General features: G+C 60.2%; 11 protein-coding genes. 5 read left to right on the forward strand and 6 right to left on the reverse strand.

From position 1 onward, the window contains the following. From SGJ19_28595 to SGJ19_28605, 3 genes are all read left to right on the forward strand, one after another. A partial coding sequence (locus tag SGJ19_28595) for a zincin-like metallopeptidase domain-containing protein (protein ID MDZ4784226.1) occupies positions 1 to 663 on the forward strand: 663 nt, incomplete at its 5' end. 177 nt (positions 664 to 840) lie between these two features. After that, positions 841 to 1,443: a recombinase family protein gene (locus tag SGJ19_28600; protein MDZ4784227.1), complete on the forward strand. Its 603-nt coding sequence runs from the start codon at positions 841 to 843 to the stop codon at positions 1,441 to 1,443. Between the two features lie 6 nt (positions 1,444 to 1,449). Beyond that, a complete protein-coding gene (locus SGJ19_28605; GenBank protein MDZ4784228.1) occupies positions 1,450 to 1,581 on the forward strand; it encodes a hypothetical protein in 132 nt (43 codons plus the stop codon). A gap of 196 nt (positions 1,582 to 1,777) precedes the next feature. On the opposite strand, the gene SGJ19_28610 is transcribed toward SGJ19_28605, so the two are convergent. The 4 genes from SGJ19_28610 to SGJ19_28625 form a co-directional block, all read right to left on the reverse strand. Continuing rightward, entirely contained in the window at positions 1,778 to 2,320 is a 543-nt protein-coding gene (locus tag SGJ19_28610; GenBank protein ID MDZ4784229.1) for a hypothetical protein, read from the reverse strand. Positions 2,321 to 2,443: 123 nt separating this feature from the next. After that, the gene (locus SGJ19_28615; protein ID MDZ4784230.1) at positions 2,444 to 4,765 is read right to left on the reverse strand and encodes a hypothetical protein; all 2,322 of its coding nucleotides are present in this window, start codon (positions 4,763 to 4,765) and stop codon (positions 2,444 to 2,446) included. Between the two features lie 153 nt (positions 4,766 to 4,918). After that, positions 4,919 to 8,203, reverse strand: a complete 3,285-nt coding sequence (locus SGJ19_28620) for a serine/threonine-protein kinase (GenBank protein MDZ4784231.1) — start codon at positions 8,201 to 8,203, stop codon at positions 4,919 to 4,921. After that, complete coding sequence (locus tag SGJ19_28625; GenBank protein MDZ4784232.1) at positions 8,161 to 8,760, reverse strand: sigma-70 family RNA polymerase sigma factor; 600 nt, start codon at positions 8,758 to 8,760, stop codon at positions 8,161 to 8,163. Before SGJ19_28625 ends, SGJ19_28620 begins: the two co-directional genes overlap by 43 nt. 832 nt (positions 8,761 to 9,592) lie before the next feature. Between SGJ19_28625 and dps the strand changes: the two genes are divergently transcribed. Continuing rightward, on the forward strand, positions 9,593 to 10,084 hold the full coding sequence (gene dps / locus SGJ19_28630; protein MDZ4784233.1) for a DNA starvation/stationary phase protection protein Dps: 492 nt from the start codon (positions 9,593 to 9,595) through the stop codon (positions 10,082 to 10,084). An 11-nt stretch (positions 10,085 to 10,095) separates the two neighbouring features. Further along, positions 10,096 to 11,052, forward strand: a complete 957-nt coding sequence (locus SGJ19_28635) for a pyridoxal-phosphate dependent enzyme (GenBank protein ID MDZ4784234.1) — start codon at positions 10,096 to 10,098, stop codon at positions 11,050 to 11,052. Positions 11,053 to 11,316: 264 nt separating this feature from the next. On the opposite strand, the gene SGJ19_28640 is transcribed toward SGJ19_28635, so the two are convergent. After that, positions 11,317 to 12,453, reverse strand: coding sequence for a DUF711 family protein (locus tag SGJ19_28640; protein ID MDZ4784235.1), 1,137 nt, complete (start codon positions 12,451 to 12,453; stop codon positions 11,317 to 11,319). A gap of 99 nt (positions 12,454 to 12,552) precedes the next feature. Next, positions 12,553 to 14,081, reverse strand: a 1,529-nt coding sequence (locus SGJ19_28645; GenBank protein MDZ4784236.1) for a bifunctional diguanylate cyclase/phosphodiesterase, incomplete at its 5' end; no start/stop codon positions are given.

The following is a 14,081-nucleotide window of genomic DNA, read 5'->3' on the forward strand; positions in this document are numbered from 1 at the left end:
GGCCACATCCGGAAAGGGGAAAAAGGTTTTCCGGTGGTGTTTTGGAAATGGCGGGCAGCGGACGACACCGAGACCACCGAAGAAGGCAAACCGGCGCGCTCTGCGCCGCTCCTGCGCTACTACACGGTGTTCAACGTCGCCCAATGTGACGACCTGCCGGCCGATCGCATCCCCACCGTGGAAACGGTCACGCACCCCTTTACGCCGATCGAACGCGCCGAAGTCGTGGTTCACGGCTATCCACAAGGCCCCCGGCTCGAACATGGCTACCCGGGAGCCTGGTATCGCCCCAGCGCCGATCTAGTCGGCATGCCGACGCCCGAGCAGTTCACGAGCCCTGAGGAATACTACAACACGTTGTTCCACGAGCTGACCCACTCCACCGGTCACCGCGAGCGCCTGGCGCGCAAGGGCATTACGGACGACATCCACTTCGGCAGCACGAGCTACAGCCAGGAGGAACTGGTCGCCGAGATGGGGGCCGCCTTCTTGATGGGGCACTGCGGCCTGGAGCAAGCCACGCTCGACAACTCTGCCGCCTATATCGACGCCTGGCGGCAACGTCTCAAGGCCGACAGCCGAGTGGTGGTGTTCGCAGCCGCCCAGGCGCAACGCGCGGCCGACTTGATCCTCAGCCATGCGGCCAACGACGAAGCCGAGTAGCCCGGCCCACCGGCGCGCCGCTCACTCGGGGGCGGCGCAGCCCGTGCAAAAAGTGTAAAGGGTCAATCCTCCTGGCGATTCGCCACTAATGCGCCCGTCATTTCACGACTTACGGCGCGGAAAAACTGTCAAGGCTCGACTGTAGTTCACCGCTTACACTTCGCAGGACATTGCAGCATGTCGCACATTGGTGTTTACCTCCGCGTCAGCACGCGCAAGCAGGATACTCGTAGCCAAGAGCCGGACTTGAAACGCTGGCTCGACGCCTTTGCCAACGGTAGTGAAGTCCGCTGGTATCGCGACACCGCCTCCGGCAAGTCGATGGATCGACCCGGCTGGAAGAAACTGGAAGCGGAACTGAATGGCGGCAACGTCTCGCAAGTCGTCGTCTGGCGACTCGATCGCCTAGGACGCACTGCCAGTGGTCTCACCGCACTATTCGAAAAACTGGTGACCAGGCGAGTGGGGCTCGTCTCACTGAAAGATGGCTTCGACTTGAGTACTGCTTCCGGTCGACTGCTAGCCAACTTGCTGGCGAGTGTCGCCGCGTTTGAACTAGAACTGCGCGCCGAACGCGTCTTAGCAGGCCAGGCTGCCGCGAGAACGGCTGGAAAGCGTTGGGGGGGATCAAAGTCTGGACGCCGGATCAGCGTCACCGACGAGCAACTGGAGGCCGTACGGCGACTCAAGGCGGAAGGCTGTGGCGTGGCAGTGATCGCACGCGCCACCGGGCTCTCGCGCCCCACGATCTATTCCATTCTCGACGCAAGCAGGGGCTAATCGACCATGTCGCCGAAACCCAAAGTGATCACGCCCGGGGCACCGCCAACACTCGCCGACTATGTCGTCACGACCACGTTCTGGGGGCTGGTCATCGGCTGGCCGCTGTTTGTCGTGCTCTATCGCTGGCTGCACTAACGCCACAACTGGACTACTGCGGATCACTCGCGATCCAACCTCGCATGCGTTCCGCTTCTAGTTCGCGCTACCGGGGCGAACCTAGGGGCGTTAGGGCGATTGAGTAGCTGCTAAGTGCCGCAACGGGTGAAGGTTGCGATTGAACGGGGCTATGAGTGCAACCGCGCCAGACGGACTCCGGCGACGGAGATGCATGTCACTGCCTCCGCTTCTTCGGCACAATCTCATAGCCCAACTTGCCCACCAGTTTCTGGGTCAGATCCCAAAGGTTCTCGTCCAGCTGCTCGGGGGACATCCGGTTGAGTCTCTCCTCCTGCTGGCGAGCTACTTCCTCCCGCCGTCGATCGTTGGCGATGGTCAGTGCGTACATCGTGCACAGCATGGAGACCTTGGTCCGGGAACTTGTCGACGCGGCGTGATACTGCGCCGCCATCGCCTGGGCAATGCCCGGTGCGCCGCCAAAGTATTGGTTCAAGCAATACAAGAGCCTTCCGTGCTCCGGACAGTCACGACCCGCGCGGATCTGCTGGGCTAGCTTCAAGAGTAGCGTCTTTTCGGCCCTGCCATACGCTTCCTGACGGCCGTCTTTGCGGAGTTGTTGGCGGCATTCCTTGCAAACCTCGCGGAAGCCGTCGCGGTGGCCGCTGTGGCGGTGGAAGTGCTGGGCGTCGAGCGGCAACTGATAGCCGCAGTTGCGGCACTGCCGGGTGGTCGTCTCGGTAAATTCTTCCGTGAGCATTTCGGCGACGCCTCGCGTGGGAGTGCTGTGCCGAATTATATCCCTGTGACCGGACGTAGACTGCCATGGCCGGCCGCTGGCCTGGGCGTTATCCAGACCAGCGGCTTACTGGCAATGAGCGGACTAGGAACGACTTGCCATCCGTCGAGCGCGTTTAGGCGTGGCCATTTCTGGCAACCCAAACAGCGAGTCGAAGACGTGATCGGCGGCCAGCTTCAACGCATTGCTGGCCGACCGCTCGGTAGCCGGATGCTGCACGAGTGCGCCTCGCGAATCCGCCAATTCACGGGCCAGTTCAAGAATCGCATCGTCCACAATCGCTGGCGGATCGGCGATGCCTTGCGGGTCGCTATTTCCCTGGCCGAGGTTCACCGCGATTGACGCCGCTTGGCTGCCGGACGTGCGTGACGTTGCGTCCGCGTAGGCGAAGACTTGGTCCGTGGCGTTATCGACGACCCACAACGTGCTTGGGCTGGCCGGGTCGAGCGTGATGCCGGTCGGGCTGGTGTTGCGGCTGTCGATCGTCCAACTGCCTTGCAGCGTGCCGGTCATGTTGTACTTGAACACCTTGTCGGTCGCGGCGCTGTTGACAGTCCAAATGCTCGCACCGTCAGTCACCAGGTCTGTCGCGTTGCCGTTTTGGTTGTTGAGCTTGAAATTACTCGCCGCATTTTGGCTGCCGGACAATCGCGAGGCCGCGCCGGTGTATTTGTAGACCTTGTCCGTGGAACCGTCGACGATCCAGATATCGGTCCCATTGGTCGTGACGCCTTGCGGCGTGGAAAGTCCGCTCGCCGTCCACGAACCAAGCAACCCGCCAGCGTTGTTGTAGACGTAGACCTTCTTATTGGCGTCCACGACCCAGACCTTATCGCCGGCGACGGTCGATGCCGCTCCACGTGGCGCGGTGTTGCCGGAATTGAGTGCATAGAAGTCCTCACGGTTCCCAGCCGCATCATACTCATGGGTCTTGGCAGCGCCATCGACGACATAGAACTTGCTTGGGGCGGACGGGGCGATTTTGAACACCATCGCATCGTAGGTGTTCGCATTGGTTAACGTTTCACCGGTCGGCAAATTCGCCGCGTTGCGGAACCATCCAACTGCATGGACCGTGCCGTCTGGCATCGCGTCAACGGTGCGGATGTTTTGATTGTCTGCGCCTGTCACTGGCTTAACCCATGCCAGCGATCCGGAAGCATCGAGCTTTGCCACGTAACCGTCAGTGGCCGTGGCGGTGAATGAAGCGCTGCCTGCCCCTGGATCGAAGTCCATGGTTCCCGCGAATTGTCCACCCAGGTAGGCGTTGCCAACGCCGTCGAGTGCGAGCGATGTAACGTCATTAAGATCCGTTGGATTGTCGCCGCTGCCAGTGAACTGGCTGACCCAAGTGAAATCTCCATCGGTAGTCCATTTCGAGGCGAACATATCGAATTGGCCGTTCGTGCTCAGCGTGACGCCGCCCGGGAACTGAGCGTTGCCTCGCAGCACACCGGACGTATACAGGTTGCCCGTTGCGTCCAGCTCCAGATGCTTATGGGTCACGCTATCGTCGCTGCTCGCATCAACAATCCAGACCGTGTTGCCGCTGCCGTCGAGCTTTAAGAGAAACCCATTGCCGCGGCCGGTCAGGCTGTCGCTGGTCAGCGACACCGGCGTGTTGTCCGCCATGTCTGGGAAGTGCGCCGTGTCGCGGTAGGTGCCCGAGGTGTAGATGTTCCCTGCCGCGTCCAATTCCAGTTCCCAACTCGTGTCCACGTCCTGGCCGCCGAACGTTTCGGCCCATTGAAACTGGCCGGCGCTGTTGAGCTTCACGATGTACGCGTCGCTGCCGCCAGCGCTAATGCGCTCTCCACCGACGGCCGTGGGGTCGAAATCGACGCTTTCGTCAAACCTGCCGGGCAGGAAGATATTGCCCGTGGCGTCGACGTCGGCCTGGAACGAATAGTCGGAGCCGTTGCCACCCGCGAAAACGTTCTTGGCCCAAAGTACACCACCAGCGCTGTTGAGCTTGGCCACGAACGGCTGAATTCCCGTTCCCGCGGCGGTTTGATTCACGAGCGTTGTGCTGCCCAGTTGGACGCTCGCGCTCTCGAAGACGCCCGTCAGATACACATTCTGCACCGCGTCGGTCGTGACCTGCCAGGCGCGATCTTGCGCCGCGCCGCCAAAACCAACCGCCCATTCCAGCGAGCGATTCGCGGCGTACTTCGCCAAGAAGCCATCGCCGCCACCCGCTGGCGTCAGTGCCGTGACGCCCGCCCCGGGGTCGGCGTCGAAGCCGGCGGTGTCAAAGCGGCCAGTGGCGTAACTGCCGCCAGCCGTGTCAACGTGAACGCCAAATCCCAAGTCCGAACCTGCCGAGCCGAGGCCGAAGCCCCAACCTGAGTCGATGGAAAAAAGTTCTCGGCGTTCCAGGGACTCAAGGCGGAATGTCCGGCGCATGGAACGTGCGCGACACTCGCGTCGCATTACGTGCTTTTTGAACGACAACATTGGGATCCTCAATGACTGGTGGTTGGAAAGTTCGGGGTAAAGCGCGCAGTGCGACCGTCGGTTGGCAAGCAAATGACAAGGACGCAATCGTGCGAGAACTGCTTATGGTGGGACTGGCGTGGTCTTCCGACGGAGCCAAGAAATCAATCGCGGCGCGTCCCCATTCGGTGAAACGCTCGAACTGTCTCTAACATCAAGCAGCTCGTATGTAGACAACTCGATCAGCGCGGCGAACTCGCGGAATTGACACTCGAACTCGCGAAGCTCCCAACGGCTTGCCCAGTAAAACTGAGGATCAGCGAGCGCGGCTTGACATGCGATTCTCGCAGCTTCTTTATGACCAGCTTTTGCTTCGGCGATTGCCAAATACATGTGGGGCTTGTCGAGTCGCCGATAAGCTTCGATGGCAGGCAGGGGATTGCCACGTCGTAATTGAATGAGGGAACGGACTCTGTCACTTTCCTCCTTGGAATCCCTATTCAATGAGGTAAAGACTCGTTTAAAGTCTCCTGACTGCGGAAGCCCTGCCATGATATTTTCCGCCTCATCCAGCTTGGCTAAGTCTTGAAGAGGTGTGACTGCAAGGAATTCTGCAAGATACTCGTTGAGTTCGTCCTGCTGGACGGCCGGAGCCGCCGCAACTAACAGTCGAAGTTCTGCTTCGGCCCGCGCAAATGCCTGTCGAGCAATCGCTGATTCACCGCTAACTACTTCGAATGCACCCCAGCTCTGCTCGGCTTCAATCAATGTCGCTCGCGCCACCTCGTCGGGTGGTGAGGAGGTGTCCGCGAGCCGACGCCAGAAGTCACATTCATCCTGGTAGAGGCGTCGTACATCAGTTCGGCGGCCGCGCAGTTCCACGATCTCTGCAAGCAGTTCAAAAGCATTCGCCGCATAGTGATATTCAAACCTTGCCTTGGATCGTAACCGATCCAATCTCTCGCGATAAATCTTGGCGGCCGCCTGCGCATGTGCCTCAGCTTCCGCCAGATCCAACTTTCCTAGGTCTCGATCATGCCCGGCTAGTGATCGATGGCATAGCGCGATACCCGGCAGCAGGAGCGTGTATTTTGGATGCAGCGCGAACCAGTGGTTTCCAATGGCCAATCCCTCTTCATAGTATTTTCGAGCAAGTTCGTCATCTGGCGTGGCGTCGCCTCGTCGCGTGAGGGCAAATACGAGGACGTCCGCATCGACCGGATTATTCGACTTTGCTAAAGTCTCGCGCGAGGCACTGACGTATTCCGACATTGTTTTTTCGAGTTGTACTTGGGTGCCGCCCCAGCTGATATCCGCCAGCGCACCTTGGGCTTCACGCATATTCCGCAACAAGTCGACATCGGCATTCCCCCATTCCTCAGTATTCTTGACCCGGGCAATCGTCGCTTCAAGACGCGCTGAGGCTTTATCATATCGGCTCGAAAGCAATGCATCGCAGTGTAGTTCAGCACAAAGTGATAGGCGAGTCGGAGGCAATGCCTGGAGCAGATTCATTAAATCGCGTGTTGCGACACAAAGCGGTACAGCATATCCGCTGAGCCATACGTCCGGTCGATCAAGCGTCTCACGAAAGCCGTGAATTAACGCGAGAATGCGCTCTTGGTCACCTTGAACACGAGTTAGCATGTCACGAGTGGTTTCCGCGGCCTCTAAGGCAAGTTGTTTCGCTTTTGGGGAGTTCTGAGTTCGGTCCTCAAGTCCGGCGAGTTCGTAGCAAATGACGGTGGTCCTAACCGCCAAAAGCGCGTCATCGGGATACGAATTGCGCAATACTCGACACATTTTCAATGACTCAGCCAGCATCCCCTTTCGCAACTCGGCGCTCGCCGATGTAAGTGCTAAGTCTCGGCTTCCGAGAGCGACAATCTTATCGATGGCCTGCACCGCCAAGTCGAGGTTCTGCTTGGCCAGGTCTGCCTCCTTGCGGGCCACACCTCGTTGTGCTGATTCCTTGGTATAGGCAGCGTTGATCAGCACGACCGAAGTGGCCAACAGCACAGTCGAGATCGCCAGCAGCAACATCGCCGAAGTCGTGAATGCACTATGACGCCGGGTCCATTTCTTCGCCTTAACGAACATACCGGGAACTCGTGCCACAATCGGCATGTGCTCCAACCACCGTCGCAAGTCACCCGCCACTTCGCGGGCTGTCGCGTAGCGATCGTCCGGGTTCTTTTCCATCGCCTTCAAGATGATCGTTTCCAACTCCTCGGGAATCGACTTGTCGAGCTTGCGTGGCGTAGTCGCTTCCTCGAACGCGATCTGGCGCAGCGTTTCTTGGCGGTCGTTGCTGGGGAACGCGGCGCGCAAGGTTAGCAGTTCGTAAAGCGTCACGCCCAACGAATAAATGTCGGTGCGGTGGTCGACGGTGATTCGTTTGGCCAGGGCTTGTTCCGGGCTCATGTAGCGGAGCGTGCCGACCAGGTCGCCGGTCATCGTCATGCTGGCGTCGCCTTGGTTGCGGGCGAGGCCGAAGTCGGTGACCCACAGTTTGCCACGCTCGTCGATCATCAGGTTCGACGGCTTGATGTCGCGATGCACAATGCCCATCTGATGCGCATGATCGTGCGCCTCGGCAGCCTGGATGCCGATTTCGGCGATGCGGCGAAAGCGCTCCTTGGGCGTAATGCTGTTAACGGTGCTAAGGGCGGCCTGGAGAATCGGCGAAGTGTCGGTGGCAAGTGATGCGTGCGGAGTGCTGAGTGACGCATCGGAGGAATGCGAAAAGACTTCCGTGCGAGCTTCGTCATTTGGATTTGAGCCGAGATGCGGATTTTGGGCTTCGACATGCCCGGCCTGGCTCTGCCGCTTCGCCTCGACCACGTCCGCTAAGGTCACGCCGTCGATGAATCGCATGGCATAGAAATGAATGCTCCGTTCGCAACCGATCCCGTAGACCTCGACGATGTTCGGATGATCCAGATGCGCTGCGGCCATGGCTTCGTTCTTGAACCGCTGCAAATGGCGAGGATCGAGCACGGCCGCGAATGGCAGAATCTTGAGCGCCACGCGCCGCGAAAGGGAAATCTGCTCGGCTTCGTACACCACGCCCATCCCGCCGCGGCCGACTTCGCGGAGGATGCGGTAGTCACCTAGCAGGCCGGGCGAGGTGTGATGGGCATTGCCTCCACTTCCCTTAGGGTCCATTCCGCACATCGCGAGCGAGAGCATTGCCGGCAACATCGATTCCAGTTGGTCGGCCTGATGAGGAAACTCGTCGCGCAGGACACGGGCGTCGATGACTTCGCCAGCGATGACGCGACTCGTCAATTGCTCGAATGCGTACATGAGTTCGACGTCTGTCGACGTCTGATTTACCGGGTCTACCATGGGCTGCTCTTTTTTTAGCCGTCGAGAAAGGGCCGAAGGCGTTGCATCGCCCGCCAATGACGCTTCATGAAAGTGTCGGTGGAAATCCCGAGTACCGCCGTGGCTTCGTCAACTGTCAACTGCTCCAGATACCTCATGCTGAGAATTTCCTGATCACCTGCAGAGAGCTGAGCTAATGCAGCTCGCACGCGCTGACCTAGTTCTCGTTTGATCAGCCCCTCGCTCGGACTTGTTCCTGTGGAAACCAGCCGTTCAGCGAGTTGCATAGCGGATTCATCGGTCAGTGCAAGCGATTGTTCTCGGCGTGGGTCGCGTTTCCGGGCCGCCAGTTGATGTTGACGCATCTGCAACAGCTTTTCCCAGGTGAGTTGGCGCAGCCAAGGATAAAGGGCCACAGGGCGTTCCGCGACGTAGTCGGGCAATCGCCTTGCCGCTTCGGCAAGACCTTCCTGGACGACGTCCGAAGGGTCGAACCGGGCAGCCAACCGTCGATCTAAGTGGATACTGACCATATGTTTCAAGCGTTCGCGATAGGACCCCAGAAGTTGATGGGCCGACGCCAAGTCGCCCTTGGCAAAATGTTCCAGCAACTGATCCGACGCATCACTTGCCATTTGCTTGCTATCCTCACCTCTACTAGTACTAGGAAACATCTCAACAACCGGACAGGTTTTCTAGGGATTTGGTCCGAATTCCTGAGATCGTTGGATTCTCTAGGGCTTCGCACAACTGACCGCGGGCGTTTTTTTTGCTCGGATAGACCAACCGGGCTGGAGAGGTGTGTAGAGGCGAACGCGAGTAATGCTCGGAAATCTGGCGTCCCGACGGGCAATTACGCGCCGGAGCCTATCTCCACAGATCTCGCCAATTAGCCTGTCTCGCGATGGGAGCGATTCGCTTTCCCGCGCCTTCAGGCAGTCCCGGCCCAGCTCACGCAACCACCGCCGAGCAGGCGTCCCTGGTACCCCCCGATACGCCGACTGTGCCGCCGCCCGTATGGCTCGGCGCGTTTTCCGAAGAATTTGCGAGGGGTTCGATCCTCGCGTCTAGTTTCAGGACGTCAAGACCTTCAACTTATTGAGAGGCTGTGACCATCCAAACAACGCGCCGGGATTCTTACCGCGAGGCCGCCCCTACCAATTCAGTGATTTGCTCTCTGATCTTCTCCGGCAGTAGGTGCCATGCGATCACGAGCGCGGCCAACCGAGGGTCTGAGTCGTCGACTCGTGCGTTAACTGCGCCGGAATTTGCGATTCCCGCGCCGCTATTGTCGATTTTCGGCGTGTTTTCTGCTATAGTTCGAATCCTTGCCGGGTAGCTTCTTTGGAAGCTGGGCGCGACGGTCGCTCGGGCGGCATTCTTGCCGGCGACACTTTGTCGGGCGGTATAATCCAGCGACTTGCGGCGCGAGTCGCTGGGATTGTATTCGAGACAGGAGGGCTTTGGATGTCGAAACGCAGTGGTTTTTCCACAGCGAATGATCTTGCGGCGGATGTTCGCGAGAAATCGATCGCGCTGTTGAATCAGCACCTGGCCGATGGGATTGATCTCTATAGCCAGATCAAGCAGGCCCATTGGAACGTGAAAGGCCTGCAGTTCCATCAACTGCACTTGCTGTTCGATTCGCTGGCGGACGAAGTGGAAGAGCACATTGACGAGATCGCCGAGCGTGCAACGGCGCTCGGCGGGGTGGCGCTCGGCACGACGCGGATCGCGGCGTCGGCGTCGCGATTGCCCGAGTATGACCTGGGCGCGGTGAACGGACGCCAGCACCTGGAGGCGTTGATTGCGCGCTTCGCCGCGCTAGCGAAGACAACGCGGGCCGCCATCGACACGGCTGCCGGGTTCGGCGATGCGGATACCGCGGACTTGTTCACGGGCGTGTCGCGCGGTCTCGACAAGAACCTGTGGTTCCTGGAATCGCACGTGCAGGAGTAAAATTGCGCGCCATGTCTGACACGGTCGCTCTGGACGACGTGCGCGCCGCGGCGGCGCGGATTGCTCCGCATATCCATCGCACGCCCGTGCAGCGTTGTGCGCATCTTGATGCGCTCGCCGGGTGCGAGTTGTTCTTTAAATGCGAGATGTTTCAGAAGACCGGATCTTTCAAGTTCCGCGGCGCGGCGAACGCCGCGCTGAAAGTTGGGGCGGAAGCCGGTCGGCGCGGGCTGGTGACGCATAGCTCCGGCAACCACGGGCAGGCATTGGCCGCGGCGGGACGCTTGATTGGCGCGCCAGTGTATGTGGTGATGCCATCGACCGCCTCGGCATTCAAGCGCCGCGCGATTGAAGGTTACGGCGCGACGGTCGTGCCGTGCGAATGGACGGCACAATCGCGGCTAGGTGTGTTGGCTGAAGTAGCCGAACGCACGGGCGGAGTGGTGATTTCCCCTTGCGATCATCCCGACATTATTGCTGGCCAAGGGACCGCCGCGCTCGAACTGCTCGACGAAGTGCGCGACCTGGAGGCTGTGATCGCTCCCGTGGGCGGCGGCGGATTGATTTCTGGAGTTTCCGTCGCAACGCATGGATTGAACGCAGCCATTCGCGTAATCGGCGCTGAGCCTCAACAGGCCGACGACGCATTTCGATCCAAGCAATCCGGCAAGTGCGAGGCGGCCACCGACGGGCCGACCATGGCCGACGGGCTGCGCGCGGGACTGGGCGAGCTGACCTGGCCGATCGTGCGGGATCACGTCGAGCGTGTGATTTGCGTTGGCGAGGACGAGATTCTCGCCGCGATGCGTTTGCTCTTGGAGCGTGCCAAGTTGATGGTGGAGCCGAGTTCCGCGGTGGCCTTGGCGGCTGTATTGAGCGAAGAGTTTCGAGGAATGCCGAATCGCCCGCAACGCATCGGCGTGTTTCTGAGTGGCGGCAATGTGGATCTCGATCACTTGCCTTGGTGAGCGGCGATGTCCTTTCAGGTACTCACCACGGAGAGCACGGAGGACACGGAGGGGGGAGCCAATTTAACCGCAGAGGCGCTGAGTCGCGAAGTTGGAGAGAGTTGGGCGGAGGATTTAACCGCGAAAGACGCGAAATTACGCGAAATGAAATCGAGTGAAATTGGAATCCCAATTCTCCCTCTCCCCTTTCGTGTGTTTCGCGGTTAAATCCTCCCTCCGTGTCCTCCGTGCTCTCCGTGGTTAACCCCAGGAGAAACCGCCGCCCTAGAGCGCGAGGACGCGGCAATTGCAGAGGTGCGGCGATTGGAACTCGGTCATTTCACCGGCTTGTTTGCCGTTGGCCGGTAAGAGGCGTACCGAGAGCGGTTTCTTCCATTTGCACGCGATTGTGCCGACGTCGCGGTAGATCGCGGCGAGCTGCTCGACGGTGATGTCGCCGGGGACGGGAACCGTGTCGAGGCCGACGCCGCAGACGCTGGAGCCGATCATCAACGTGTCGATGGTGCAATCGCCGCACGTAACGGCGGCGGCGAGGCCGACGTCTTCCAGCAGCGCGAGCATCAGGCCGTTGTAACCGCAGCGCGGACCGGGCGCGGCCGCTAAGGCGTCGGTCATCGCGCCGCAGATGGCCGTCGTGCCACGATGTCCGAATCGCACATCGAGGGACTCGAAGGCCAACGCGAGGCTTTCGTGCGGTTCGAGCGACGGCGCGATCGAGTGATCCGCTCCGGCGAAGCGTACGCCGATTTCCGCTGCAATGCCGTCGGCGATGCGCATCGCCGCGCCGTGTTCCTGCTGAAAAAGTTCCAGCAGGTTGTTCGTGGCGACGGTCAAGTTGGGCGCGCCCGCAAAGGCCTTGACGACGAGATCGCTGTTTTCGAAGGCGATGGCGAAACTCTCGTCGCCGCGATGTTGGGCGACCGGAAAGAAGGGGGTTTCTGGGCGAATATGAAACCCGCAGGCGAATTGAAATGGTCCGAGTCCGCTCGGCGTATTCGCTTGCAAGAATTTGACGGCCCGCGCCGCGGCGAAGATCGCCGCAGTGTCGAGCGTGCCGGCGTCGTTCGCTCCGTCGGCCGCGCCGTTGAAATCGGGATAGCGTGTGAGGATGTCGGCGAGGTGATCGATTTGCTCAGGCTCGCGGGCGGCGCCGATGCCGCACATATCGATCTTGTGTGCGGCGCAGCCTTCGGCGATGAGTTTCATCGCGGCATCGCGTTCCGCGACATTATTGCGCCCGAGGCCCACGTCCCAATGCGCCAGCGCGATCCGCCGTGTCTGCACTTCGTAACCGGCGTCGACGAAGCGCGCACACGCTTGCGCCAATACGGTCCCAGCCCAGGCGAGGGCCGCGGCGTCAAATTTTCGGTGCAGGAACAGCGTGATGGTGCGGATCTTCACGCGCAAAGTCCTCGGATTTCGACAAATGCAGTCCAAGCGGCAAGCGTCGAATGTACTCGTTCGTCCAGGGCGCGCGAACGCCGTGTTTCGGCGAGGAAGTTACCGAGCGCAGTCCGGACCTTGGGTCGCTTCTTCCAGTTCCAGACGTTGGAAGGCTGCGAGGCGATGTTCCCAGGAGTTGCCGAAGGCGTTTGCGCCGGAGGTGGTGAGTCCCATCGACGAGCCGACGAAGAACGTCTCTTCGATCGCTTCCGGCGTCATGGGGCGGCCGAAGAGATAGCCTTGGCCGTATTGGCAGCCGAGTTCCTGGAGGGCAATGACTTGCTCGACGTCTTCGATGCCCTCGGCAACAAGCTTGACGTTCAGGTTACGAACGAGCACCGCGAGCGAATGGAGAATTGCCGCGGCGTCCGCCGAACTGGCGGTGTCGGTGACCAGCGAGCGATCGACTTTCAGCGTGTCGATGGGGAATTGCTGCACGGCGGCCAGCGTCGACGAGCCGGCGCCGAAGTCGTCAATGGCCAGTTTCACGCCTTGCGCCTTGATGTCGCGCATAATGCGGAGCGCCGCCTGGGCATCGCCTAAATAGGCGTCCTCGGTAATTTCGACTTGCACGCGATCCGGCGGGACGGCATGTTCGCGAATCACGCGGCCGATCTGTTCGCTCAAGTCCGGCTGACTGAATTGCTTACGCGAGACATTCAAGCTCATCACTTGAGGCGCGCTCGACGGGAAACGGGCGATCCAATCGGCCAATTGGCGACAACCTTGTTCGAGCACCCAGGCGCCGATTTCCAGGATCAGATCCGATTCCTCGGCGAGCGGAATGAATTCGCCGGGGCCGATCGGTCCCAATTCTCCATGTTTCCAGCGCAACAGTCCTTCGACACCGGTCATGGCGCCGGTGGAGAGCGACACAATCGGCTGGAACGCCAGGCTTAATTCTTCACGGGCCACCGCCAGCGGCAGGTCGCGGGCGAGCCGTGCGCGGCGGCGGAGTCGTTCGCGGATATCCGGGTCGAAGACGACGAAGCGGCCGCGACCCATGCCTTTCGCTTCGTACATGGCCTTTTCGGCGTCGTGCAACAGCTCTGTGGCGTCCTGTTGACCATCGTCGACGATGGTGATGCCGGCGCTCGCGCCCGAATTGACGCGCGTCGCGCCCAGATCGAAGGGCTTGTTCAAGCTTTCCAGCACGCGCGCTGTCACCGCTTCGGCATCCGTCGCCTGTTTGAGCGCACTGAGGATGACGACAAATTTGTCGCCGCCGGGCCGGGCAATAAACGTATCTACGTCGCGTAGTACCACCGCCAATCGCTCGGACGCGGCCTGCAAGAGTTTGTCGCCGGTGGGGAGGCCGAAGTGATCATTGACGCGCTTGAAATTGTCGATGCCGAAGTAAATGATCGCGGTGATACCGTCCCCGGTGTCGGGTTGTGTGACGAGCGCTTCCAGCCGCTCGGCGAGCGCGTTGTGATTCGGCAGGCCCGTCAGTCGGTCTCGATACGCCTGGTCGCGCAACGTCGACTTGCGGACCACGATCGTTTCGTGTGCCGCCTGCAATGAGCGGAACTGGGATTCACGTTCGTGTAGTAACGCGTCCAGCTCGCGCATGCGGCGGTAAATAA

The sequence above is a fragment of the Planctomycetia bacterium genome (assembly GCA_034440135.1).
Classification (GTDB): Bacteria; Planctomycetota; Planctomycetia; order Pirellulales; family JALHLM01; genus JALHLM01.

Bases quoted from the DNA above. Each gene is read 5' to 3' on its own strand.
- SGJ19_28600 (MDZ4784227.1), top strand. From the start codon at position 841: ATGTCGCACATTGGTGTTTACCTCCGCGTCAGCACGCGCAAGCAGGAT.
- SGJ19_28615 (MDZ4784230.1), bottom strand. From the start codon at position 4,765: ATGCGCCGGACATTCCGCCTTGAGTCCCTGGAACGCCGAGAACTTTTT.
- SGJ19_28605 (MDZ4784228.1), top strand. From the start codon at position 1,450: ATGTCGCCGAAACCCAAAGTGATCACGCCCGGGGCACCGCCAACACTC.
- SGJ19_28635 (MDZ4784234.1), top strand. From the start codon at position 10,096: ATGTCTGACACGGTCGCTCTGGACGACGTGCGCGCCGCGGCGGCGCGG.
- SGJ19_28625 (MDZ4784232.1), bottom strand. From the start codon at position 8,760: ATGGCAAGTGATGCGTCGGATCAGTTGCTGGAACATTTTGCCAAGGGC.
- dps (MDZ4784233.1), top strand. From the start codon at position 9,593: ATGTCGAAACGCAGTGGTTTTTCCACAGCGAATGATCTTGCGGCGGAT.
- SGJ19_28610 (MDZ4784229.1), bottom strand. From the start codon at position 2,320: ATGCTCACGGAAGAATTTACCGAGACGACCACCCGGCAGTGCCGCAAC.